General features: G+C 47.4%; 19 protein-coding genes and 1 CRISPR repeat array. Of the genes, 10 read left to right on the top strand and 9 right to left on the bottom strand.

Translation table 11 applies throughout. The features are described from left to right. The first annotated feature begins 6 nt into the window (after nt 1-6). Entirely contained in the window at nt 7-633 is a 627-nt protein-coding gene (locus tag SPI6313_RS04170) for a Uma2 family endonuclease (protein ID WP_072619862.1), read from the top strand. Here SPI6313_RS04170 and csx2 read toward each other — a convergent pair. The 9 genes from csx2 to crn3 form a co-directional block, all read right to left on the bottom strand. Further along, on the bottom strand, nt 630-1,889 hold the full coding sequence (gene csx2, locus SPI6313_RS04165; protein ID WP_072619861.1) for a TIGR02221 family CRISPR-associated protein: 1,260 nt from the start codon (nt 1,887-1,889) through the stop codon (nt 630-632). The genes SPI6313_RS04170 and csx2 overlap by 4 nt on opposite strands. Nucleotides 1,890-1,956: 67 nt before the next feature. Then, the gene (locus SPI6313_RS04160; protein WP_072619860.1) at nt 1,957-4,398 is read right to left on the bottom strand and encodes a TIGR03986 family type III CRISPR-associated RAMP protein; all 2,442 of its coding nucleotides are present in this window, start codon (nt 4,396-4,398) and stop codon (nt 1,957-1,959) included. 41 nt (nt 4,399-4,439) lie between these two features. Beyond that, nucleotides 4,440-5,045, bottom strand: a complete 606-nt coding sequence (locus tag SPI6313_RS04155) for a hypothetical protein (RefSeq protein WP_072619859.1) — start codon at nt 5,043-5,045, stop codon at nt 4,440-4,442. Nucleotides 5,046-5,051: 6 nt separating this feature from the next. After that, on the bottom strand, nt 5,052-5,639 hold the full coding sequence (csx19, locus tag SPI6313_RS04150; RefSeq protein ID WP_072619858.1) for a type III-D CRISPR-associated protein Csx19: 588 nt from the start codon (nt 5,637-5,639) through the stop codon (nt 5,052-5,054). After that, complete coding sequence (locus SPI6313_RS04145) at nt 5,636-7,165, bottom strand: RAMP superfamily CRISPR-associated protein (RefSeq protein WP_072619857.1); 1,530 nt, start codon at nt 7,163-7,165, stop codon at nt 5,636-5,638. Before SPI6313_RS04145 ends, csx19 begins: the two co-directional genes overlap by 4 nt. A 2-nt stretch (nt 7,166-7,167) precedes the next feature. Continuing rightward, nucleotides 7,168-9,624, bottom strand: coding sequence for an RAMP superfamily CRISPR-associated protein (locus SPI6313_RS04140; protein WP_072619856.1), 2,457 nt, complete (start codon nt 9,622-9,624; stop codon nt 7,168-7,170). Beyond that, complete coding sequence (locus tag SPI6313_RS04135; protein ID WP_072619855.1) at nt 9,621-11,309, bottom strand: Cas10/Cmr2 second palm domain-containing protein; 1,689 nt, start codon at nt 11,307-11,309, stop codon at nt 9,621-9,623. Before SPI6313_RS04135 ends, SPI6313_RS04140 begins: the two co-directional genes overlap by 4 nt. 33 nt (nt 11,310-11,342) lie before the next feature. Next, nucleotides 11,343-12,254, bottom strand: coding sequence for a CRISPR-associated protein Csx3 (locus SPI6313_RS04130; RefSeq protein WP_072619854.1), 912 nt, complete (start codon nt 12,252-12,254; stop codon nt 11,343-11,345). Between the two features lie 57 nt (nt 12,255-12,311). Then, nucleotides 12,312-12,650 (bottom strand): CRISPR-associated ring nuclease Crn3/Csx3, encoded by a 339-nt coding sequence (gene crn3, locus SPI6313_RS04125; protein WP_072619853.1) that lies wholly within the window; start codon nt 12,648-12,650, stop codon nt 12,312-12,314. A gap of 112 nt (nt 12,651-12,762) precedes the next feature. On the opposite strand from crn3, the gene SPI6313_RS04120 reads away from it, so the two are divergent. The 9 genes from SPI6313_RS04120 to cas2 all read left to right on the top strand — a co-directional run bounded on the left by SPI6313_RS04120 (nt 12,763) and on the right by cas2 (nt 21,456). After that, entirely contained in the window at nt 12,763-14,094 is a 1,332-nt protein-coding gene (locus tag SPI6313_RS04120) for a TIGR03985 family CRISPR-associated protein (RefSeq protein ID WP_072619852.1), read from the top strand. A gap of 43 nt (nt 14,095-14,137) precedes the next feature. Then, entirely contained in the window at nt 14,138-14,716 is a 579-nt protein-coding gene (locus tag SPI6313_RS04115) for an HD domain-containing protein (protein ID WP_072619851.1), read from the top strand. A gap of 110 nt (nt 14,717-14,826) precedes the next feature. Continuing rightward, nucleotides 14,827-16,620, top strand: coding sequence for an RNA-dependent RNA polymerase family protein (locus tag SPI6313_RS04110; protein WP_072619850.1), 1,794 nt, complete (start codon nt 14,827-14,829; stop codon nt 16,618-16,620). Nucleotides 16,621-16,721: 101 nt separating this feature from the next. After that, nucleotides 16,722-17,660, top strand: coding sequence for a DevR family CRISPR-associated autoregulator (locus SPI6313_RS04105; protein WP_072619849.1), 939 nt, complete (start codon nt 16,722-16,724; stop codon nt 17,658-17,660). A 203-nt stretch (nt 17,661-17,863) separates the two neighbouring features. Next, complete coding sequence (locus tag SPI6313_RS04100) at nt 17,864-18,553, top strand: hypothetical protein (protein WP_217650498.1); 690 nt, start codon at nt 17,864-17,866, stop codon at nt 18,551-18,553. A gap of 13 nt (nt 18,554-18,566) precedes the next feature. Next, complete coding sequence (gene cas6, locus SPI6313_RS04095; protein WP_084668886.1) at nt 18,567-19,568, top strand: CRISPR system precrRNA processing endoribonuclease RAMP protein Cas6; 1,002 nt, start codon at nt 18,567-18,569, stop codon at nt 19,566-19,568. A 31-nt stretch (nt 19,569-19,599) separates the two neighbouring features. Further along, the gene (cas4, locus tag SPI6313_RS04090) at nt 19,600-20,172 is read left to right on the top strand and encodes a CRISPR-associated protein Cas4 (protein ID WP_072619847.1); all 573 of its coding nucleotides are present in this window, start codon (nt 19,600-19,602) and stop codon (nt 20,170-20,172) included. 6 nt (nt 20,173-20,178) lie between these two features. Then, the gene (cas1, locus tag SPI6313_RS04085; protein WP_072619846.1) at nt 20,179-21,156 is read left to right on the top strand and encodes a CRISPR-associated endonuclease Cas1; all 978 of its coding nucleotides are present in this window, start codon (nt 20,179-20,181) and stop codon (nt 21,154-21,156) included. A gap of 6 nt (nt 21,157-21,162) precedes the next feature. Then, nucleotides 21,163-21,456, top strand: a complete 294-nt coding sequence (gene cas2, locus SPI6313_RS04080; protein WP_072619845.1) for a CRISPR-associated endonuclease Cas2 — start codon at nt 21,163-21,165, stop codon at nt 21,454-21,456. A 257-nt stretch (nt 21,457-21,713) separates the two neighbouring features. Further along, nucleotides 21,714-23,359: direct repeats of the CRISPR family, unit length 37 nt; unit sequence CCCGCCAACCCAAAATCCCCGCCAAGGGGACTGAAAC. Nucleotides 23,360-23,362 lie beyond the last annotated feature (3 nt).

The following is a 23,362-nucleotide window of genomic DNA, read 5'->3' as shown; positions in this document are numbered from 1 at the left end:
ACCGCCATGACGCTCACCCAACCCCGCGCCGATCGCGTCCTCCTCCACCCCATCACCTGGCCACAATTTGAAGCCTTACTCGATTGTTTAGGCGATCATCGGGCCAGCCGGATTGCGTACAGTGCCGAAACCCTAGAAATTATGACCCCACTCCCTGAGCACGAATATTATCGAGATGCGATCGGAGATGCGATTAAAGACATTGCGGATGAACTCGATTTAGACTACGAAAGTTATGGCTCGACCACTTGGCGGCGAGAAATTAAACAAGCCGGTCTTGAACCGGACAACTGTTTTTACTTTCAAAATGAGGCCCTGGTGCGGGGCAAACTCACCTTTGATCTCAATCAAGACCCGCCTCCCGACCTCGCTCTTGAAATCGATCTCACCCATAAATCCTTAGCCCGTTTCCCGATTTACGCCCGCTTAGGAGTTCCCGAAATTTGGTGTTATGAACAGCAGGAACTCAGGCTGTACACCTTACAGTCCGGGCAATATGGCGAAGTGGAACGTAGTCCCATTTTTCCGATGTTACCCCTTCGGGAGTTACCGCAGTTAATTGAATCCCACCGCACCCAAGGTCGGCGGGCGTTGCGGCGATCGGTGCGGGAGTGGGTGCGATCACAGCTTTAGGAAGTGCGATCGTGTTTGGGGTTAACATTATTTTCAGAACTAGAAAGTGCTATATCCCAAGATTTGGCAAGATCATCTAGTAAGGGAGTGATATTATCTTCGGCTTTCTTAACAATTGTTTTTAATGACATAGCCCCTTCTTGATGACCTGCATGATCAAGAGTATTTCGTACAGGTTGTAAAACATTCCATAATTGAATGATATTTTTTTTGTCTTGTTTATTCCAAGAATCAAAGATTATTCTTCCATATTCATTTAACTCTTCCGGTAATAAAGCACCACGATCAACCATTTCGATACCAGAAATAGCCTTAGTAATCAACTCACGTTTACGCACATTAAGAGTGAAGGGAACACTTAGTCGATATGAAACCATGGTGATTAGCCATTCTCTTGAAAGTGTTATTGCCTCTCGAATACGATTATTTTCTTGATACCATTTTATAAGCTTGAATTGTGACTTCAGAGATTTTTTGATGTCTGATTCTGGATCAGAAACAAAGTCATTGAATGTATTTGTTATTTTTTGTCTTAGCATTTCAAATGGTGGCACACTATTTTCTAAGTCATTTTGAGCTTTCAACAAAGATTTTTCAAGATTTTTGGCTGTTTTAGAAAGTTCAAAAGGTTGACATAACAGGGTTGCCAAAGAAATATCCGAAAGTGTGTTTGCCGCTTTCTTAGTTACATTGGAAGACTGATGGGTGGGATTTAATAGTCCAGCTAACTTACGAGCGTCACCTGTTTGTAAAAACTGATCTGTTGCTGTAATCCAATCAATCATAGAAATAAATTCGGAAAGATCAATTACAGGAGCAGGGCCCTTTGTTGCTCGATCACGTAGGTCTAGAGCACCATAATAAATTGCATCGATAGTTACATTTTTGGCTGTCTTTAAATAAGCTGCAAACAAAAATGAGAGAAAGGGCAATGACCGTAAACCATGAGTGATATCAAAAATTACAGTATCTTTTTCATTAATATGTTCTGTAATTATCTTAAATGTTTCCCACATTTCTTCATTATTTCTTCCTATCGGTATATCGATAGGCTTAATCCGTGAATCATTTAATTTTTCTAGATGTGGCCAAGTATTTTCTTTTGCCTCTTCTGTAACACAGACCAGCATAGTATCGTACAAGCAAAACTTATGTAGAGCTTCAGCAAATACGCCTCCAGTGTACAGCTTCCCATTAAAAAAGTAAGTGGTTTCTAAAGGACCACGATCTCCTAAAAAAGTAATGATTTTGATCATCGTTAGTATGCTCCAAAAAATTTGTTTTTAAATATTTTGAAAAAGTAGCTTTATACAAGCTAGAAAATTATTTTGGTCGTTCCCAAGCTACTGTTGAATTATCTGATTTATCATCAAGTTGTGGATCTATAGGTAGGCTTTTCGCTGTGACTAGACTAGGCAAGCTCAATTTTTCACCTGCTTCATTATTCGTAAACCATTCATAGTTTTTACCTTCTGAATCAATTTGGTGATTAAGTCGTGGGTAATGAACAGGAAAACCATCCTCAAAGCCTTTTGCACAACGACAGAAGGCAGTAATAAATTCAACTTTATCAAAAGAAGAATTATGAGCAGACTCAACGGCATTACGATAAGCAGCAATAATTTCTTCTGAATCAATGCTGGGTTGATCAACTGTAGTTAGTGAACGATAAAACTCTCGCCAGTCTTTACCTTCACGTAGATCACTACAATCGATCTCAAGACGTACACTCCCAAAACCTAACGGCTTTCCTCCTCCTAAACGATGATGATAGTCTTCTGGTAAACTCAATAACCACAATAACGCGCCTAACTCAACCTGCGATAAATTGATAATATCAATATCAAAGTTAAATTCAGTGTTTGGCTCAACCCAACCGGTGATTGATTTATTTTGAGAATTACGCTCATTTTCACCACTGGGGCGGCGATATTCTTGATAACGTCCGTCTACTTCTTGGTTTGTTCGATCACGATCATCTGTGGGGTTATTCCAATAACCTTCAGGCAACTCGCCATGATGAGGATAAACTTTACGACCGCGTAATCCCCGGTCTGTCGTTTCATAACCGTACTCTTTCGCTTCCCCGCTCTCAATTGGTGTGCCACGTTTATCTTCTGCGGTATAGAAGCGAGTTTGAGCTGGTTTAGGTTCTCCAAGAATAGCAAGAGGGAGTCCAGAGCCATCAAACGATTTTAGAGCTTGCGTAGTGGGCGTTTTACATTCAACACTATGAATTCTTAATTGTCCTTTATAAGCATTAGTATTAGATGTTTTTTGATTCGGTTCTCGATTTTTTTGATTTACCCAGCCAAAGACGCGATCTGCCGGAGATAATTCAGAAATATCTACCGCAGGGTGTAGAGATTCTTGCAGTAGATCCGCTGGCTTCTTATCATAAAGTCGTCGAGAAATTGTGACAGGCTGTAAAGCAATAACATCATTTGGCTCTGGCTCTAGATGATTGAGATCGTAATTCTGATCGAGTTCAACGTAGCAGAGTATTCCCTCTTTAAGTTTGCACTGATTGGGATCGTAAACATGACGTGACCAGGCGGTTTGTCCTGGTTTATGTCCTAGATAAGCACTGGGGGCTTGACCTTGACGTTCACGTTCCTTCAAGTCTTTTTCGTGAGTTTTTTGATAATCGGCAATGAGATTTTCCCAAAGTTCCGTAATACCGGGAGTAACTTTGACAGCAGGATCACGATCATGCTGGATAAACACTCGTTCATTCTGTTTACCGCCAATATTTGCTCCTGTGACACATACCCAGCCTAGTTTCCACTCACTACCTAGTAAGTGTTCATCCTCCCAACGCTCAATATTAATTACTTTACCTTGATTAAGTTTGACTCGGACGGGATCGCCATGCTGCGGCAATGTTGTTCCTGAATATTGTAATGCAGCCCTCCGCTCTCCTTTATCTGGAGCGCGTCCTCTTTGTTCGTATCGAGGGAGTTTAGCGGCTCCTCCAACACAACTCGATGCTTCTAATATTCTGAGATATAACCCGTCCTTTCGTTGCTCAACTCGTGCAGGTTTAGCAGTAGTTCCTTCCGTAGCAGGCATCCGGTAAGCTAATCGTGCATTGTGTTTCTCAAACACCGATAACCGAGAATTTGTCACTGCTTCATAGGCTGATCGCAACATCCCTTTAATCGAAGTTGGCGGTAGATATGGCTTCCCATCCGCATCCAATCGCACGGGATAGGTCTTGTGGTCATTTTCTTCCGTCATTTCTGCTGCATCGGGGATGAGCAGAGGCGTAACAGTGGTGAGCCTCACGGTAATTCGCCCTGACCAATACTCTGGTAAGTAGCAACCATGGCCGACAGGAGCGCGATCGCCTAATTCCGGATCATCCGTTTTGCGGGGTAAAGCAGGGACAAAGTTATAGGGGTTATGGAAGCGATCTTGGGAAACTTGTCTAGCTCGCTCTTGGGGGCGATCGCGTTGGGGTACTGTTACCACTTCCACCTCTTCACGATCCCATGGTTGCCCTTGCTCTCGCAGCTTGAGAATTTGCCCCTGTTCGTCAAATTCACACTCAATAGCCCAAGTTTTTTTACCTTCTTCTCCTACATTGGTAATTTGATCAAGTAAAGCACACGAAATTTGTTCTTCAGGCAGATTTTTGCCGGGAACATTATCAAGTTTGCAGATTTGACCATCATTTAAAGTAACTGAGACATTTTTTTTCTGTAAGTTTCCTTTCCTATTTTTCTTGAACTGAATAAAAAGTTGTCCGACTTCGGTAGGCATAATTCAATTCTCCACAATCACTACATAACCAAAAAGCAATTCTAGTTTTCGACAGATATGAATTTCTTCAAGACCCCCAAAATCAAACTCAAGTCATTCAAGAAGTACTCGCGTACATCAACTTCAACAACTTGATCTAGTAACTGTAAGAACTTCCAGTTTGTTCCCGTCGTGACACTGCCATACACCTCCTTCACTCCGTTACCCTGACGTTGATTGAAAATCTGTGCCGCGTACATCACTGCGATACATTGACCCAAACCTGATTGAATATTGTCATTTTTCGCCTCAACAATCACAACTACGGGTGCTTTAATAATTAACTGTGATGCAGACTGACTGATCAGAAAATCACAAAACCCCACTAATCCTTGCTCTGGATCAATATTAAACTCTCGTCCGGAAAACAAACTAATTTTAGAGTTGAATATCTTTTTAAGCTCAATCAAAATTGGTACTAAAATCATCTCCGATCGCGCCTTTTCTGTTGAAATTTCAAGAGCCAATGGCAAGTTATAGTCCAAAGTCTCTTGCAGAGCAGCACTCACAGGCTGAACCTGTACATCAGTGAATAAAGTTGAAGACTCTTTAATGGTTAAACCCAATTGAGGCTCGATATCATCAAGGCGAAACGCACTGTAAGACATAGTACTCTAAACCTCCAACCCAACTAATCGTTCTTCAATCACACCAAAATTACCATAATCATCCACTTTAGCATTACCATAATTATCCGCTTCAGCAAGATATTCACAGGTCTTGAGATAAACTCGTCCTGTTATTTCTGTGTCAAGTGGAATATCGAGCTTGCCAATACGGGCTTCTGCCAATCGTTTCCAGCCTGGAGGATTATCTAATTTTTTGACCGGTTCACCCCAAAGCAAATATTTTTGATTCAAGGCTTCACAAGGTTTTGAATCTAGTTCTTGGAAGTCTGTAAGAGATTGTTTTGATTCAGATAATAAAACAGCATTTCCTTTACCATTATCACGATTTAACCAACGTAACTCGCTATGTTCTGTAAATATTCTGGCTTCAAAAACATCATTCAAATTATCGAATTTTCCACTAGAATCATAAAATTCTTCATTGGTTACTTTGAGAAAGTAGCACTCGGTGGGTGAATAAAGAAGGGCGATCGCCCCCTTTAAAACATCACCACAATGCTGAATTGCTTGCTCTAGCGTCACTAATTGATCGCTACGATAACTGTAAAGTATTGTTGATGTTGTCTCAGTCATGCTGCCTCCTGATTTTGAGTAATCCAATCTTGCCAAGCGTTAGTTAAGTTGCGCAGTAAACCATTACCCAGGCTGGATAAATCGGGCGTGATCGCCTGAACTTGATCAATTCCTGCCAATCCTTCAATTGGACTACAGTTCAGCTTCATCTCTGTCACCTCAACGGTTCCCATACCACGATTTGTACCGTAACCGATAGGAATTTTTCGGTTAGCAAAATCGCGGAGAACGAGGAAAAGAAGCGCGATCGCAGGCTGCACATTACCCTCACCATATTTCTTAAGCCGTTCTAAATCTAGATGGATGCCAATCTGTCCCCAGTCAACCCCAATCGGTTCTAAAACGCTGTACAGCATTCCCTCCGCCGCCCCTCCCGTCCAGCGATCGACAGCAACGTGCATCGCAGGCTGCAAAGTTTGATAGCGTTCATCCTTTTTCTTAATGGCAGTATTCACTAACGGTTTAAACTCACCCACCGCCATACTGGTCGCATTCTCAACAGCCGACCAATTTTCAGGATTCATCCCAATTGTTGCATAACAATCATCAACCGATAGCGCACCCATTTTTCCTGGGTCTTTTTCGCTACGTGATGCAGCACCAAATACCTCATTAATTAGATTGAGTTGGACTTGATGAAGAAATTTATCGCTTGTTTCTAACTCACAAACTGTTCGCACAATGCGTTCAGCATGGGCGCGTAACACTCCTTTAATTGAACTGCCTGGAATCACAAAATGAGTCTTTCCCGTCGCCTGACTCACCAAAGGCAAAATATCCACCGCAATCCCATCCCCTTCAGCTTTGACCATAACTGGATCTTTGGGCTTCCAAGTAATATCTAAGGTTAATTTATCTGGAGAATTATATTGTTGAGGTTTTAACTCATCCCATTGTCGCAGTTGACCACCACTGAGCAGAACATCAAAAATGTTCTCAGCATCAAATTTTTGCTTATGAATACTGGTGATGCTCAGCTTTATTTTCCCCAAGCCTCGCGTTTTTGCTGCTCCAATACGAATATCACCTTCTTCTAGAGCACGCAAAATTTTCCAGAGTTCATCGGGATTTTTATTGGCTTGACCATCGAGAGTAATATTCAGAGGAAAAGTAACCCCTTTAGGAAGAATAGCACGACTATATTTAAAGCCATCGGCGGCGGCTCCGGTGTGGCGATCAATCCCTACTCCTTCCCGAATTTCTATAGTCATGTTATGAGTTAATGTAACCTCAGCATCATCAATAATGATGAAACTCGCATGACCATTACTTTGTTTGTCTTGAAACCCCCAAATTTGATTAACTGGGTGTTCTAACTTTTCAAGATCATTGTTAGTAAAAGGTTTACTCATCCAACCCCGCAAAGCCCCCGCCAAACTCGTACCAGGAATGTAGTAGTGACCTCGACCATTAACCGCTAAGGCAAGATCCGTATCCGCATCACCTCCCATACCCCCCACATGAATGGGTGTTTCAGCCGTTAGTGTGCCGCTAATTTTCCAGCGCGTATGTATTGCCCGTGCCATGATTATGTTGCCTCCCCATTGTTAGAGTCTTTTTGTACTTTTTCTAAATCCCGTTTGTGGGCGCGAATCATAGCATCTACTAAAGTTCGCACTGCTTCTGCCCAGAGGTCAGATTCAAGCCTTGCTTTACCATTTTCGGTAATAGTCAAGTCATTGTAATCTTCAAGCTCTCGCCAAACCAGATCAAAGTCTTTTACTAAGCTGCGGATAGTCTCAAGACTTCCTTGAGGCCATTTATCCTTACGGTTTTCTACTTGCTTAATCGCATCAATCCATTGTGTAACTGTGTTGGGTGAAATTTGTTGAGTCAAGTGTCGCATGGCTGATCGCAGTCCACCCAATTGACTCATCGGTGGTTGGCTGTCTTTCCCATCAATTTTGATGCCTAAAATTCTTTCTCGATCTGAAATATTTGCAGCAAGAGCCAACGCCTTATTCTCAATCGCCTCCCGCCATGCTGCGATCTCAATTGTCCGAGCATATTTAGGTAGGGCTGGTTGCTCATCGTAAGAAATTGTTACATCGTAAGGAATTGGTTTGAAGTCAACATCAGGCTTATCCTCTAGTTTCTTAGGTGACTCAGATCGAGTTTTATCCTTAAGCTCTGCCATTAAAAGAGGATCATTGAAACAGATTTGTCCATAGCCTTCAGCGCGGCGATCGCCAATTCCCCTTGCTTCCAACTCAGCCAACTTTTTAGAATCAATCTCTCCCTCAACTTCGTAAACAACACAACTCCCCGCCTGCCAACCCAGCAGCGAAGGACGTGGCAAACCCCAACGCACCTGCCATGACTCTGTACGGCGTGGTTTCATCATCAACGAAAGTAAATCCTCATGCTTCTCATGTGGTCGCTCGTGTAGCTTTACATCTAATGCAGTTTCTAAACGTTCTCGAAAAATTTCAGGATCAGTTGTTGGATTCAGTCGCTTATCTCGCATTAAAACATCCGACAAAAACCAAACATATAAAAAGTTTTGAAGTTGGTGAGAAGAATTAAACTGTTTGGGCTTTTTAGCTGAAACTTTAACTAAGCCATATTGGTCTTTTTTAGATTGACCAATTCGGATTTCACCATGAAGCAATTTCCACCAGTCTTTAGATTTATCTTTAGATGACAAATATTCTTTAATACTTTGAGGTAGTCGCAACTCGGCCTTAAACGTTGTATCGGCTGGAATATTTTGATAGCTATAAACAGCCCCATCCGTTTCAGAAGATGGACGCTGAGACTCATCATGAATCGTGTTATGAGTATTGACTTCTAGTTTGACAGTCTTATACGAGGGAAGGTAAAAACTATCAAACTGACCCACATACCCACTTCGCTCACCTTTTATTTGAATGTCTTTTCCTTGTTCATCTTTCGGTTCTGCTTCTTGAAAACGGTTATAAACTTCTCCAACTTTAACAACCTTAGTTTTACTCAAACCACCCTCTAGTTTTTTACTGAAAATACAAAATGGAGTCGGACGACCTGCAACCTCATCAATCTTAATCGTGGCATTCGTTATCACTAATTCACCCCGACTAATTGCACCACTCACATCCATAAAACTCCCTAACACTTTATGCAAGTGACCCAAAAAGTAACGACCAGGGATATAGTCCAAGCATTCCACAACGTTCCCAACTGTTCGTTTAGGTAAAACAATAGGAGATTGAGTAGTGATAGTAAGAGGAACAGTAAACCAAGTTGAATCGGATTTATGAACACCATCTGATTTATTTTGACTTGCTAGTTTCGGTTTTTCCCATTGTGGAGGATCGCTAGTTTTTTGATGATTATTTTTCAGCCATTTCAACCAGTCATGGGCTTGATTATTTACCGTAATTTTACAATTTCCATTTCCTCGGCGACGTTTCCCCCCTAAACGCTCAATCATTTTTGTTCCGGCAATCAAGAGGGCAAAAGCTATTTTTTTCTGATCACCTGTAATGCTTGAATAATTGTCAAAATTGAGAGTGCAGTTTTCTGCTGTAAGAACTGCATCCATTCTTGCCACTTCTTCAAATCGGAGAGCTTGAGGAGCGGCTGAACCTTTTTTAGGATCAATGGCAACGCTGGGTTTGATGAAGGTAATTGCATTTTGTAGTTCCCGTTTGCCCTTGAGTGCATCGCGTAGGGTTTGATCTAGATGAGCCGAATGTATAGCAAGGGCTGCGGGCCTTGGCTCGGTTTCTGCTGCCTCTTTTTCTGTTTCCTTCTTAGCACGATTAGGCTGGTCGCCGAATAAGAAATCAATCCACTGCTGCCAGTCTCCCCCCAGTGCCAGGGCGACCTGTTCACAGCCATCTCGTAAAATTCCGTTTAAGGTTTTCGCGGGAATATAGGGCAAGCCATCAGCATCACGCTGAACTTCGCTATCAATTTCACCACGACCTGAACCCGCACCAATATGCCAGTCGCTGTTCATTGTGATTTGAAGGGTAAAAGTATCGGGAACTGTTAAAATCATTCTGCTTCTTCCTCGGTTTGGTTTTGTTCATGTTGAGCCGATTTCAAAAAATTCATTGCATCTAGAGCATCAAGGAATGATGTGCTATAAATATCTTGACTTTGATAAAATAAAGATTTCTCTGATTCAGTAAATGGGGTTAAGTCGTAACGTTGTTCAATCAGTTTGTATTGAGAATCTGCCGCCGATTTGTTGATAAATAAAGTAGTGCGAAAAGCATGACTTTGGCTACTGGGAAGTTTTCCAGCTTTAAGAGCATGAACCCGATTACTGAGCAATTCCCAACGATGTAGTTTTGCCCAATCTTTTCCATTAGCTTGTTCTAGATTTTCGCTTACCACATAGGGACGATTATAAAGTTGAGTATTAGATTCTGGCTCAAGTTGAGCGCGAATATCACTTAAATCAACACCGCTTGTATCATAGAGAATATGAAAATCAATTGCTGAACAAGGAAAGGGGGTAGGGGGATTTTCAGGAATTTTATCTGGGATAGGAACACAAGTGACTTTTCGCTTGACATCTTTGGCAGATTTAATCAGCTTCTCTGCAAGTTCATAAGCAACAGAGAACGGAAAGTGACGTTTCACAATAGCAACCCCTGCACAAGCAGAAAGACGACCTATACCAAATGCTTCCTCGGCGATTTTAGAAATAGCAGGTTTGTTTTTAGTTTGTTCTTCAAATTTCTGTAAGAATACTCTGGTGAATTCAAGGGCATAATGACCATCACAGACAACAGTTAAGTCATCACCACCAATGATCAAGGGAACAATTGGAATCATTTTTTCAGTTTTTAAATCTGGCTCTTCTGGAAAAATGTTTAACGCTTCTTTGAAAGCGGCTTCTGTACACTCGTCAAGGGCTAAAGAAAATTCTCGGTAATGGTTAATGTAGTTACGATTGCTTTTATCTTCTCCGATATAATCTTCAAATTTTATGAAAATTTGACCTAAACCATTGCCATCTGCATGAACAATTGCTAACCAAGAGCGTTTCTCTTCGGTGGATTCCTCATCACGAAGTATTTGGTCAATTTGCTTTTTAAGCTTTTCATCCAAACTTGTCAGCCTTGTTTGAGCATCTGGAGCTTTATCACACTTAACCGCACTAACTTTTGAAATCAACTTTCGTTCTTTCCCTAGATAGTCAATTTCAGAAGCGGGTAAACCACTAACGGCACAACTGGCGACTATGGGGAGGCGGAGAAAACGGTTTTCTGCGGAGGAACGGCGCGATCGCGCCTCTTCAAACTTTTTATGAACTGCCTTGATCGCATCCGCTAGAGAATCATTGTCCCAATCTTCAATTTCTTCATAAACGCCAGAAATGTCAAGTCCTGGTGCTTTTATCAAAGCAGTTTTAGTGACATGAGAGATAATTGCTTTCGCAGTTTTTTTATTTCTGGTTAAAATTAACGCTTTACCAGATGCTGCTACAATAATCTCCGCTTTACGATTTGAACTTTCAAGAGCAGGATTATCCTTACGCAACATTTCCCTTAGCTTTTCTGGTGTACGCCAATCTGGGAATAACACCTCTTTATTTTGAATAGCAACGGCTTCAATCACCCACAAAGTTCCCGCCTGATAGGTTAACTCCGACGCGCCGATATTTTCGCGAAGGCGGTTCGTGGAAAAAATGTAGTGCTGATTACCAGACGTTTCAATGAGAACAAGATACATAACAATTATCCAATCAATAATGAGTAACTAACCTTAAGATAAAACCGATAAAACGCGATCGCGCAACACCTCCGGAACCTGACAATCTTGGCCCCGCTCCCACGGCCCCGCAATCACCTCAAGGTAAGGATCAGATCGCACAACCTCCACCCGTGATGCTTGGACACTGTGGATAATCGCGAGGGGCTGTAAATAGGGATCGCAGAGATCGCGCCAATCCCCAATTTTTTCGGGGTCGCTGCTGATGATGATTGAGTGGGTGCAGGCGGTGACGACGGGGAGGCGATCGCGATCCGTGCGGCCGCCAATATCCACCAGGGTTAGATCCATCATCGAGCGAAGATTCGGGACTTCTTCGCCGCGTCCTTGGAAAAAGCGGGCGATTTTTTCAGGGGCATCGGGTTGATGTTGGAGCTTGGGATTATTCTGGCGGCGGAGTTGTTCAGAGCGGGTGGTGTTGAGACTTTCGTAGGTGTGGTTGCCCTCTCCGTCCCAATTGGCGCGAAACAGATGCGTTTTGAGGTGGGGGATATGCTGAATCAGAGCGCGATTGAGGCTGTACGAAAGGACACTTTTTCCACTGCTGGGGGGGCCACCAATCAGGATCGCGGGGTGTTGGGTGGGGGCGTGCTCAATGGGGATTATCGCCCCGACGGGATGGGCGGCGATGCGGCTGGCCACAACGATGCCGCCATGTCTGCGCACATGATAGGTGGCGATCCAGGGGGCTGATCGACAAAGAGCAATCAAACAACCATAGAGCCAGATCGGGGCTGCACCAAAGATCAGCACCCCTTGGGTAAGATCGAGATTGGGAGGTAACGCGAGGGGTTCGAGGTCTTCAGGTTTGGCCCGGCGCAAGAGGTTGATCACCAGGGTTTGACAGGGCAACCCTGCGGTTGTGGGCAAGGTAATGACTTGAAGTTCAATGTTACGACGTTGCATGGGTGCAGTCTCCAGACTCTGGAGGCGAACAAGGAAGGGATGCGCTGGAGCGATCGGTTACGGAACTGGGGCAACGGGTAAGGTGAGGGCCAAGATTTGTCCGACCTGCACTTGCCGGGTATGGGCAGACACAACCACGGCTCCAAGGCGTGGATCATAGCAAGCAACCCAAGCGGCGGGATGGCATTCATGGACAAGATGCCCGTAAAGCCAAATGGGGCCTTTCCCTTCAATGACAACGCCTTGGCTGAAGTCGAGGGCGGGGGGCAGGGTGAGGTCTTTCAGGTCTGGGGGTTCGATGAGGTGATCATCGGTTGCGATCTGGAAGCGTAAATGTTGATACGCAATGCCATTCTGGGTGGTGTGGGAAATGACGCTGAGGTGGATGTTCGGCATAGTAATCGATATTGGGTGATCCAAGACCGGACAAGACGCTATTACTGTAGCAGGAGGCTGGAAGTATGAGCTTCCAATGTTAAGAGATAAGACGGTTTGGGGGGCTTTGTTAATGTCTGAGATATTTTTTGACACATTACCACCGCTAGAGGTGTTGCAATGGTTGGCCCAGGGGGCGTTACGGCAGAATTTTTTGCTGGCGGTGCGGTTGTGGGTGTGGGGCAGGTTTTTTTATGGCACGGAGGGGCGATCGCCGTCTGACCCGTTTACCTATGCCCAATGTCGTGATCTGCTGTTGACCGCGACCCACCCCCGCGATGATACGCTGCCCCTCGGCCATGATCCCGATTGCCTCTGTGCTCAAACCGCGAGCCAGCTTTTGTTTCAAGGGGCGAGGGCGGCGGAGGTGCAACAATGGCGGGCGATCGCCCAACACCATATCGAGGCTGAAAAATTAACGCAGGTGCTCGCGCGGCGGCCCTTTGCCGTAACGCGGCGATCCCTTGCCCATGACCTGAAACTTTTAGTGCAGTTGGGGGGGTTGACCGCTGAAGGCTCGACCTATCGGCGGGTTCAGACGTGGCCAAAAGTGGCGATCGCCCCCTCATCCTCCACCCCCGCCATCGACCAACTCCATCCCGACCTCGCCACCATCATGCACAACCTGTCCTTACAGACCGAAGACGGGGCGCGGTTTTTTCTCCATCTCGATTATGTTGTCCCTGAGGCGGCAACGGATGCGGTGGATCAATGGCACGAGCATCTTCGGGAGGTGTGGCAAGATGACCCGATCCCCCCCATTCACCTGACGTATCGCAGTGCGCGGGCTAGGCAAACGGTGACGGCGGTGGTATATCCCGTCTGTGCCTATTATGTGCGGCGGGCGGTGTATCTCTGCGGCTTTAACCCCGACCTAGAGCATCATTGGTACAATTACCGGCTCGATAAAATTCAGGATTTCACCCCGTTGGCTTGGTCAGATCCCACGGTTCCGGCAGCCCTCAACGCCCAGCATCGGAATGGGTCGCTTCCAACGCCGGGGTATGTTGAAGAGCAAATGAGCCGAGCGTGGGGATTTGATTTTTATTTGCCGTCGCAACGCTTGTTACTGCGCTTTGAACGGAAGTTTCATGATGCTTATATTGCCGGAACGGTGCGCCATGACACCTTTACGCAGATTACCTATGAGGAGGCGATCGCTCAAATTCACCAAAACGCCACAGGCCACAATGTCGAAACACTGTTAACCGCCATGGCGCAAAAATCCCGCCACGATGCCTATTACCGCGCTGAATACCGCTCTGACCTGAACACCCACGACACCAACGTTCAACAACGCTTGCGAGCGTGGCGACCCTATCTAGAAGTGATTTTACCCGTTTCGCTCCGGCACATTATGGCGGCAGAAGTGGCAACGGAATACCAGATTTACACCTCATCGTGATCGCATCTATCCCGCTGCATTTAGTCCTATTTTTTGAAGACACATGACTCAACTCACGCACCAATTTAACGATGCTTTAATCTATACTTGCAATCTCCATCAAGCCCAAGTCCGCAAGGCCGATCGCACCCCCTATGTGGCCCATTTACTCAGTGTGGCGGCGTTGGTGCTTGAAGATGGCGGCACAGAACAGGAGGCGATCGCCGCCCTCCTTCACGATGCCCTAGAAGACCAAGGCGGAGAAGCCACAAGGCAGGACATCCTAGCGCGATTTGGCCCGACGGTGACGGCGATCGTCGAAGGGTGTACCGAATCGATGACCCTGCCGAAACCACCGTGGCGCGATCGCAAACTGCGCTATCTTGCCAACCTCCACCAGGGCGATGCTGCCGTGATTCGAGTATCCCTCGCCGACAAACTTCACAATGGGCGATCGCTCCTGAGCCAACTCCGTCACCATGGTTTGCAGGTCTGGCAGCATTTTCATCAACCCCCCAGCGAAACCCTTTGGTTCTATCGTGAGCTATTGCAGATTTACCAACAGCACAGCCGCAGCATCCATCTCCAAGGCTTCAGGGAAGTGGTGGCACAATTGGCATTGGAAATGCCTACTTCCAAGTAATTCTATACTCAAGCATGAGCTTAAGTCTGGTTTGGTTTAACTCACATGACAGTGATTGAGTTTAAATCCTGTCGGTTTAAACTCAAACTTTTTTCCGTTGTAGGTTGGTCATGGATAACGTTTTTATCCCAAAGCAATTCAATACCTATGCCGATACATTTTTAATGTTGGGCATTGCTCGGCTATTGGAGCGATATTTACCCGATCGTGATGGCAGTCTTCAGATTTGCGATCGCCATACTCATTTTCAACTCAAACTCGCCGCTCCCCTCGATCTCAATCAGCTTGAAACCCTACCCTATGAACATCCATTTTTAACAGTACGTGGCGGAAAAACGGATTGGTCAAAAATGCCAGAGTTAGATCCCGTCGTTATTTTTGACACTGTCGCCCAAGCAGAACAACGAAAAATCTATCGAGCTGCATTATACCAACGTAAATCTGCAAAGCAAGGAACAGAATCTGACCCGATCCCCCCTGATTCCCGGACTCAAAATGGTGTTTTCCTGACCTCGCAGCGGTGCGATCGCAACCATAACAGTCTGTGGCTCGACAGTTGGCAACGTCAAGAGCATTATGGCGCATTAATGACAGCATTATTCACCGCATTAGATCAACCAGCCGCTCAATTTCCGAGTCTAGCGATTGCACAACAGTATCAAAAAATCACCGGCCAATCACTACCTAAGCCTGTGGGCGCGGTGAAGATTTATTTACCCAATGCGGTGCAAGGGGTGAACCGGATTAAAGCCGATAGTAACAAGGTCGATTCCCAAAAAACTGATTGGCTGATCCTGTGGTTAATTGCGAACGGGTTTTTTGAATTTGCGATCGCTGAACGGGTCAAAATCGCCGATGGGGTTTATGATTGGCGGGTCGTAGCGGCAACCCCCAAAGACATTTCCCTCGCCTACTATCGCTCAGTTTTAAGAACGCTGCGATCGCTCCATCCCCCCAGCGGGGGCCATGGTTCGGCTCGTTTTGACAGTGAATTAGTCCTGAAACTCTGCCAAGAATTACTCGAATATTGTACCCTCTCCCAAACCTCAACACTATTCAGCTTTCATCTTGCACCCCCCGCACTGCTCGGAACATTACAAGGCACACATTTTAATAGTAAAGGTCAAGTTTATGGGGTAAAAGAATTATTTTCCCTTGGTCTTCCCCACTGGATGCAGCCCCAAACAATGGAAGATTGCCAAGGGTATCTCACGGTGATTGCGGAACATTTACAGATTGTCCAAGGCTTGAAAGTGGAAGAGGGCCACAGTGAATTACTCCTCGCCTATCGTACCTTTATTACCAGTAGCGACCTACGGCAATTCTTTCCATTTATGGTGCAGTATGCCGACTACTTAGTCTCTCAACTCGCCAGCTTCGACACCCGCCGCCGGTCTAATCCCAAGGCTCGAAATCCTGCTCTATTTTCTATTTCTGGATTAAATCTCATGGTCAAAGCAGATATTAAGATTACGACAATTGTTGAAAATCCGAGTTTTCTCCGCATTGCCAAAGCGATTAATCAAGCTACGGTTTACGCTGGCAAAATTCAAACCAAAGCTGGAACCTTAGAACTCGATTGGCAACGGCAGTACGGGTTAGCCCAACTATTGAGCAGTCAGGCCAGTTCTAAAACAGAATTTGTGAGTGCGATCGCAGATTTTATCAGCAAATATGCCCATGAAAATATGCGTCTTCAAGAACGCTATCTCAACACCGATCAAGTGCTCAAGCGCATCCAAGTCACCACCGACGATCTGAACGGTCTCATTCACCTTCTTGAAACCCACAACACAACCCTCGTCGCCAACTTACTCATTGCCTACGGCTATGCACGTTGGTCTACGAAAAAAGATCTCGATTCTCTAGAGACTTCCGACCCAGAATCTGATCTTGATTCTTAATGCACTGATCATTCTGGATCACATCAAAAATCACCCAAGCATCAAATTTCAAAACATTTTCTGACCGGTCATTACAGCACTAATTTATTTCTGGATTCACCATGAAAACCTATTCTATTTCCCTGAGTGGTCTACTCTCGCTCCAGCTTCACGCCCTCAATAATGAAGGAAATGAAGGGAACCAAACCCTAACCCGACGGTACTATGTGGTTCAAAACGATGATCCTGAACCCAAATTAGTCAACGGTATTTCAGGAGATATGCTCAAACATATTCAAGCCGAACATTTACAGCGGGCGGCCGTGGCGGCAGATCTACCGTTATCCGTAGGGGCAAGGCAGTTAAACCCCGATCGCGTTGGCTATGATTTGGATCACGTCAAGCATCAACTCGAACCATTTTTTACCCAAGGAGAGGCGGATTTAGTCAGTAAAACAGCCACGATCTTACAACGTTGTACCGTGAGTGATCTAGAAGGGTTTATGGTCACAGAAAAGAAAGGCCAAACTTTAAAGCGCGATTCTGTGATTGAATTCGGGGCTGTGGTGGGAGTGCCCCACAGTGTTAAAACCCAAAGTTATTTTCATGCTAAGTATGGGGTTGAAAATCCGACTCCCTATAATGTTCAGGTGAGTTCTGGACTGTATGCGACGGTGGCTCATTTAGAGGCGTTTCGGATTGGATATAATCCCCATAGTTTTGACTACAGCATTGATCAAACGGCCCGAAAGCAACGCCTAGATGCTCTCCTCAAAAGCCTGCTCTATACCTATCTGCAACCCAATGGCGCGAAGCGGAATACCCACTTACCCCATCCCGATGCGTTTTCGGGAGTGATGACGGTGACGAGCCAACGGTGTCCGGCTCCGATGATCAGTGCGTTAGAACCCAGTTATGAACAACAAATTGAGAGCTTAGCGGCGACGTTAAATCAGATTAATGGTGCGGGGACAGTGCATCTCTTTCCCTTTGCGACCATGGCAGAATTTGGGTCACAAATTAAAGCATTAATTGAGCAGGTGGAACCCTGGGAGGGATGAGACAGTTTAGATAGTAAACTATAGCAATCCTATTTAATTCATGAACAGGCAAAGGGCTTAAGCTTTAAGCTTCTTGTGAATCGAGATCTCAAGTTTACGCTTGATTGAGGATTGCTATATTACTTTATTTGTGATCTGTTTCAGGTGTAATTAGAGAGTAAGGATTGTGAGTTATGCAATATTTGAGGGTGAAGTTTCGTCCTGTGAGTTTGTTTTCATTGAAGCGATCGGATGCGACGAGTATGGCGGCGCGATCCAACTTAGTGCCGACTCCCTATGGGATTAAGATGGCGGTGCTGCGGGTTTGGCTGGAACAGGAGGGGTTGGGGTGTTGCGATGATTTAGAGGCGGGAGTTCGGCCGATTTTTAACCAAATTCGAGCCTTGAAAATTGTGCTGTTACCGCCGAAGCAAATCATGGTGAATCGCAATGGGTATAAGCTGCGATATTACGATCAGACGACGGATAAAGCGGATAAACAGCGCGAAATTTTGCCGTTATTGGGGGGGTTTGTGTTTCGGGAATGGATTCATTACGCGGGTGATTTGACGATCTGTTTTAAGGGGGAGTCGGTGGCGTTTTTGGAGCCGTTGTTGATGCAGGTGAATTATTTTGGTAAGCGGGGCTGTTTTTTTCAGTATTTGCCGGATCAAACCCAGCAGTTAACCACACCGCCGCTGTGGTTTGAGGCGGTGATGGAGGATATGTTGGTGCAGCCGATGGATGATCTAGGGGCGCAGGCGACGTTTGCCAAGATTAACCCATTTAGTGGACAACGATCGCAGTTGGGGCGCGATCGCATCATTCCCAACCAGTTTTTACCCCTACGCCTAGCCGCTTCGAGCGCACAGTACGATCTCTATCACTGCACAGTGGACGACTCCACACCATAACCCCTAAAACGATATGATGTACGGCCTCAATTTAACCCTCCTGCCTGCGCCCCATCTCACCGCCGCCCAATCCCTAGGGGACTGGCTGCCCGCCCATGGTGTAACTCCGCGCCTGTTGCCTTGGCTGGCTCCCCAGGGGGTGGTGAAAGTGGCGGTGGTCTTGCCTGATCCGGTGGGTTATGGCCTGTTGTTGCCAGAGATGATGGCGCAAGTGTTGGCGGGGGGAGCGGTGCAATGGCGGGGTCAAACCTATACGGTGGGAGGGATTGAGCAGATTGTGGCTCCGTTGCAAACCCTATCGATCCGGATTACCGCTCGTGATCCATTCCCAAAGGATGTGAATCGGGCGTGTCATGCCTTGGTGCTGGATTGGGTACGGCAGGCGAATCCGGATCTGTCGGCAGCGTTGCATAATGGGGCGCGATCGCCCTTTCGCCTCAATACCCGCTTGGATGGGCAAAAACGCAACCTGTATCTCTATATTTCCCTCTGGCAAGGGGAACTTTTAGCGCCGTTGTTGTGGGGTTTACAGGCCCAGTTGGGCCAGGGGTTGACAGTGACGAAGCTGCCCTGTTGCCTCGATACCCATGTGAAGTCGGTGTATCAGGGGACGTGGGAGGGGTTAGCGGCGACGGAACCCAGTGCGGCGTTGAAGTTTCAGTTGTTTAGTCCGACGAGTTTTAAGCAAGGGGGGGTGGTGCAGCCGTTTCCGTTGCCGGATGTGGTGTTTCGGGGGTTGTGGCAACGCTGGAATGCCTTTGCTCCGGCGGCGGTGCAGTTGCCGGCGGTGGAATGGTCGGGGATGGTGGCGGCCTATGACTTGAAAACGGTGCCGTTGTATCTCAATGGGGTGACGGAGATCGGGGCGACGGGTTGGATTATTTACCAGTTTCGCGATCCGGAGCAGGCGGCGATCGCCTCCATCCTTGCGTCCTTTGCCACCCTCGTCGGCATTGGTCGGAAAACCCCGTGGGGCATGGGTCATGTGGCCTGGCAACCTCCCACCCAACCCTAAGGCGGCCTTAGCTCTGTTGGAGATTTTTAGAATGGCTGAACTGTTACTCTATGCCCTCAATGCCTGGGAATATTGCCCCCGCCGTTTTTATCTCGAATTTGTCTGGGGAGAACGCCAAGAGAATGAGCATCTGTTGTTGGGTCAATACCTCCATGAGGCGATTAATGAGCCGGGAGACCACCGCGAGGGGGAAACGGTGGTGCACCAACAGGCCTGGGTGTGGAGCGATCGCCTCCAAATTCGGGGGATCATCGATGCCGTCGAAGTCCGCCATGGCCAACTGATCCCCCTCGAATACAAAAAGGGCAAAATGGCCCGCCACCTCAATGATCACTTTCAACTCTGCGCTGCGGCGCTCTGTTTAGAAGAACGCACGGGCCAGGCGATTCCTGCTGGCGAGATTTTCTACCATGGCAACCGCCGCCGCCAACGGGTAGACTTTACCCCCCAACTCCGCCAGGCCACGGAAGAGGCGATCGCCGCCGCCCTCACCGCCACCACCCGCCCGATTCCACCCCCCATCGACCACCCCAAAAAATGCCAAGCCTGTAGCCTCGTTCCCCTCTGTTTGCCCCGCGAAGTCCGTCACCTCCACCCCGCTTAACCCCCCATGACTACCCTCTATCTATTGCAACCCGATGCCATCCTCAGCAAAAAGCACGAAGCCTTTGCGATCGCCCTCAAGCAACCCGATGACACCTGGCTCAACCGCAGCGTTGCCGCCCAAACCATCGAACAAATCATCCTCATGGGCCACCCCACCATTACCGGCGAAGCCCTCACCACCGCCCTCGATCTAGGGATTCCCGTTCACTACCTTTCGTCTTTTGGTAAGTATCTCGGCTCGGCGTTGCCCCAACAGTCCCGCAACGGCCAACTGCGTTTGGCCCAATACGGCCTGTACCATGATCCCATTCCCCGGCTCCACTCTGTACAAGCGATCGTCCGCGCCAAAATCCACAATCAAGCCCTTGTCCTGGCCAAACACGCCACCTCAGCCGATCGCCTCCGTCACCACAAAGCCCAAATCAAGTCCCAAGCCAGCATCGACCAAGTGCGGGGCATTGAAGGCATTGCCGCCCGCGATTATTTTGCCGGTTGGCAAGCGATGCTTGATCCGGTCTGGCAATTCACCGGGCGCAACCGTCGTCCGCCCCAAGATCCGGTGAATGCGCTCCTCAGTTTTGCCTACAGTTTGCTCCAAGTCCAGGTGATGGCGGCGGTGCATCTGGTGGGTCTTGATCCCTATATCGGCTATCTTCACACGGTGCACCATGGTCAGCCGGCGTTGGTGTTGGATTTGATGGAGGAGTTTCGGCCCTTGGTGAGCGATCGCCTCGTTCTCTCTGTGATCAATCGCCAAGAAATCAAACCCGATGATTTCACCACCACCCTCGGAGCCTGTCGTCTGGCGGATCGGGCCCGGAGTCGGTTCCTCCAAGCGATCGAACAAAAGTTCAATGAAACTTTTACCCACCCGGTTTTTGACTATCAATGTACCTATCGCCGTGCGATCGAACTCCAAGCGCGACTTTTTGCCCGGCATCTCCAAGAAGATATCCCCTATAAACCGTTACAACTCCGCTAAGTTTCTATGGCGACGCTGTTTTATCTAATCATCTACGACCTCCCCAGCACGAAGGCGGCGAACAAGCGACGCACCCGCCTACACGCGCTCCTATCGGGCTACGGCCAGTGGACACAATTTAGTGTGTTTGAATGTTTTCTCGCGGCGAAGCAGTTTGTCGCGCTTCAGCACCGCATCGAGAAGTTAATTAAGCCGCAGGAGGATTCTGTGCGTATCTATGTCTTGGATGCGGGGTCTGTGCAGCGGACGATTACCTATGGTTCGGAGGTTCCGCGTCAGGAGGATGTGATCATCATTTAACGTCGTGGTTTTATTCGGAGGGTTTATGATATCCTCGTTGCATCGACTATTTTTTGCGCCAACCTAAAGCGGGGTCGAAATCCCTAGGGGGTTCGCGCAAAACGCCCAGAACCTTGACAATTCAATAGTTTCAATTTTCAACGTTTGTGATTTTGCTCAGTTTCAGTGTGAAATCACGCTTTCAATTCGGGTCAAAAAATGAGGTTCGCGCGAACAGCAATCTCGACCCAGGCCCAGAGCGGCTTCTAGCCGCCGGTCCCGCCAACCCAAAATCCCCGCCAAGGGGACTGAAACCAATGGTAAGAAGCCTTAAATTTGCAGCCCTTAAGCCCGCCAACCCAAAATCCCCGCCAAGGGGACTGAAACATTCTGGCCTTAAGCTCTATGCCTCTAATCCTTTTGAACCCGCCAACCCAAAATCCCCGCCAAGGGGACTGAAACCTCTTCCCTGGTGGCAATCATTTATGGATCGTGCCCGCCAACCCAAAATCCCCGCCAAGGGGACTGAAACATTTGGGTTTAGTTCGTTGCATTCCTTCTGATCAACCCCGCCAACCCAAAATCCCCGCCAAGGGGACTGAAACTTCAAGATATACTTCAACCGAGCCCTGGAAATCGGCCCGCCAACCCAAAATCCCCGCCAAGGGGACTGAAACCCCATAGCGCTGTCATAGACCACACCCAGTCCGAAGCCGACCCGCCAACCCAAAATCCCCGCCAAGGGGACTGAAACTCTTCACTCAACTCTACCGGGTCATCGTCACCATCCCGCCAACCCAAAATCCCCGCCAAGGGGACTGAAACTTTCTGGGGGGCTTTAAATAATGTTTTCTTCTCCTTCCCGCCAACCCAAAATCCCCGCCAAGGGGACTGAAACTTTCAAGCTTTTGCAATTCACGATGGATCTTTAACCCGCCAACCCAAAATCCCCGCCAAGGGGACTGAAACGCGATTTCGCTTACTGAGCCGTTGAAGGTGATGCCCCCCGCCAACCCAAAATCCCCGCCAAGGGGACTGAAACCTGATCAAAATTTTAAAAGCTGAAGCCCCAGCAACCCGCCAACCCAAAATCCCCGCCAAGGGGACTGAAACTGCAATTTCACCGATTCTGGATTACGGAATGGGGGCCCGCCAACCCAAAATCCCCGCCAAGGGGACTGAAACCGATGATGACCACCGCCCCGGTTACTCCCCCCCCCAGACCCGCCAACCCAAAATCCCCGCCAAGGGGACTGAAACCATTTGTTTTCCTTTTGTCTATTCTGCCCAGTGCCGCCCCGCCAACCCAAAATCCCCGCCAAGGGGACTGAAACCGGTTTGCGGCTGCTGCTGTGGGTTTTCCGTCCCGCCAACCCAAAATCCCCGCCAAGGGGACTGAAACTTTCGTTGCCGGGTTCATTTGCTTCTGGCTCATTCCCGCCAACCCAAAATCCCCGCCAAGGGGACTGAAACTCTGCAGTCAATCGCGCGGGCGCGGGTGTATCCCGACACCCGCCAACCCAAAATCCCCGCCAAGGGGACTGAAACTTTTTTTGAGTTGCTCCGTTGCCTTACCGGGCGCGGAGCCCGCCAACCCAAAATCCCCGCCAAGGGGACTGAAACCGCTTTCTATCTGAATATGAGGATTTAAAAAATGAAACCCGCCAACCCAAAATCCCCGCCAAGGGGACTGAAACACCTATCTCCTAAAACCAACTTACTTAACCAATGCGGTTCCCGCCAACCCAAAATCCCCGCCAAGGGGACTGAAACAAAAATTTCACCACGGTGATGATCACCCCCATGGGGACCCGCCAACCCAAAATCCCCGCCAAGGGGACTGAAACTACAGAGTAATTCTACTCATTAAAACTCGATGTTCACTCACCCGCCAACCCAAAATCCCCGCCAAGGGGACTGAAACACT

This window comes from Spirulina major PCC 6313 (genome assembly GCF_001890765.1).
GTDB lineage: Bacteria > Cyanobacteriota > Cyanobacteriia > Cyanobacteriales > Spirulinaceae > Spirulina > Spirulina major.
The sequence above is the reverse complement of the archived record's forward strand: the minus strand, read 5'-3'. Positions and strand labels throughout refer to the sequence as shown.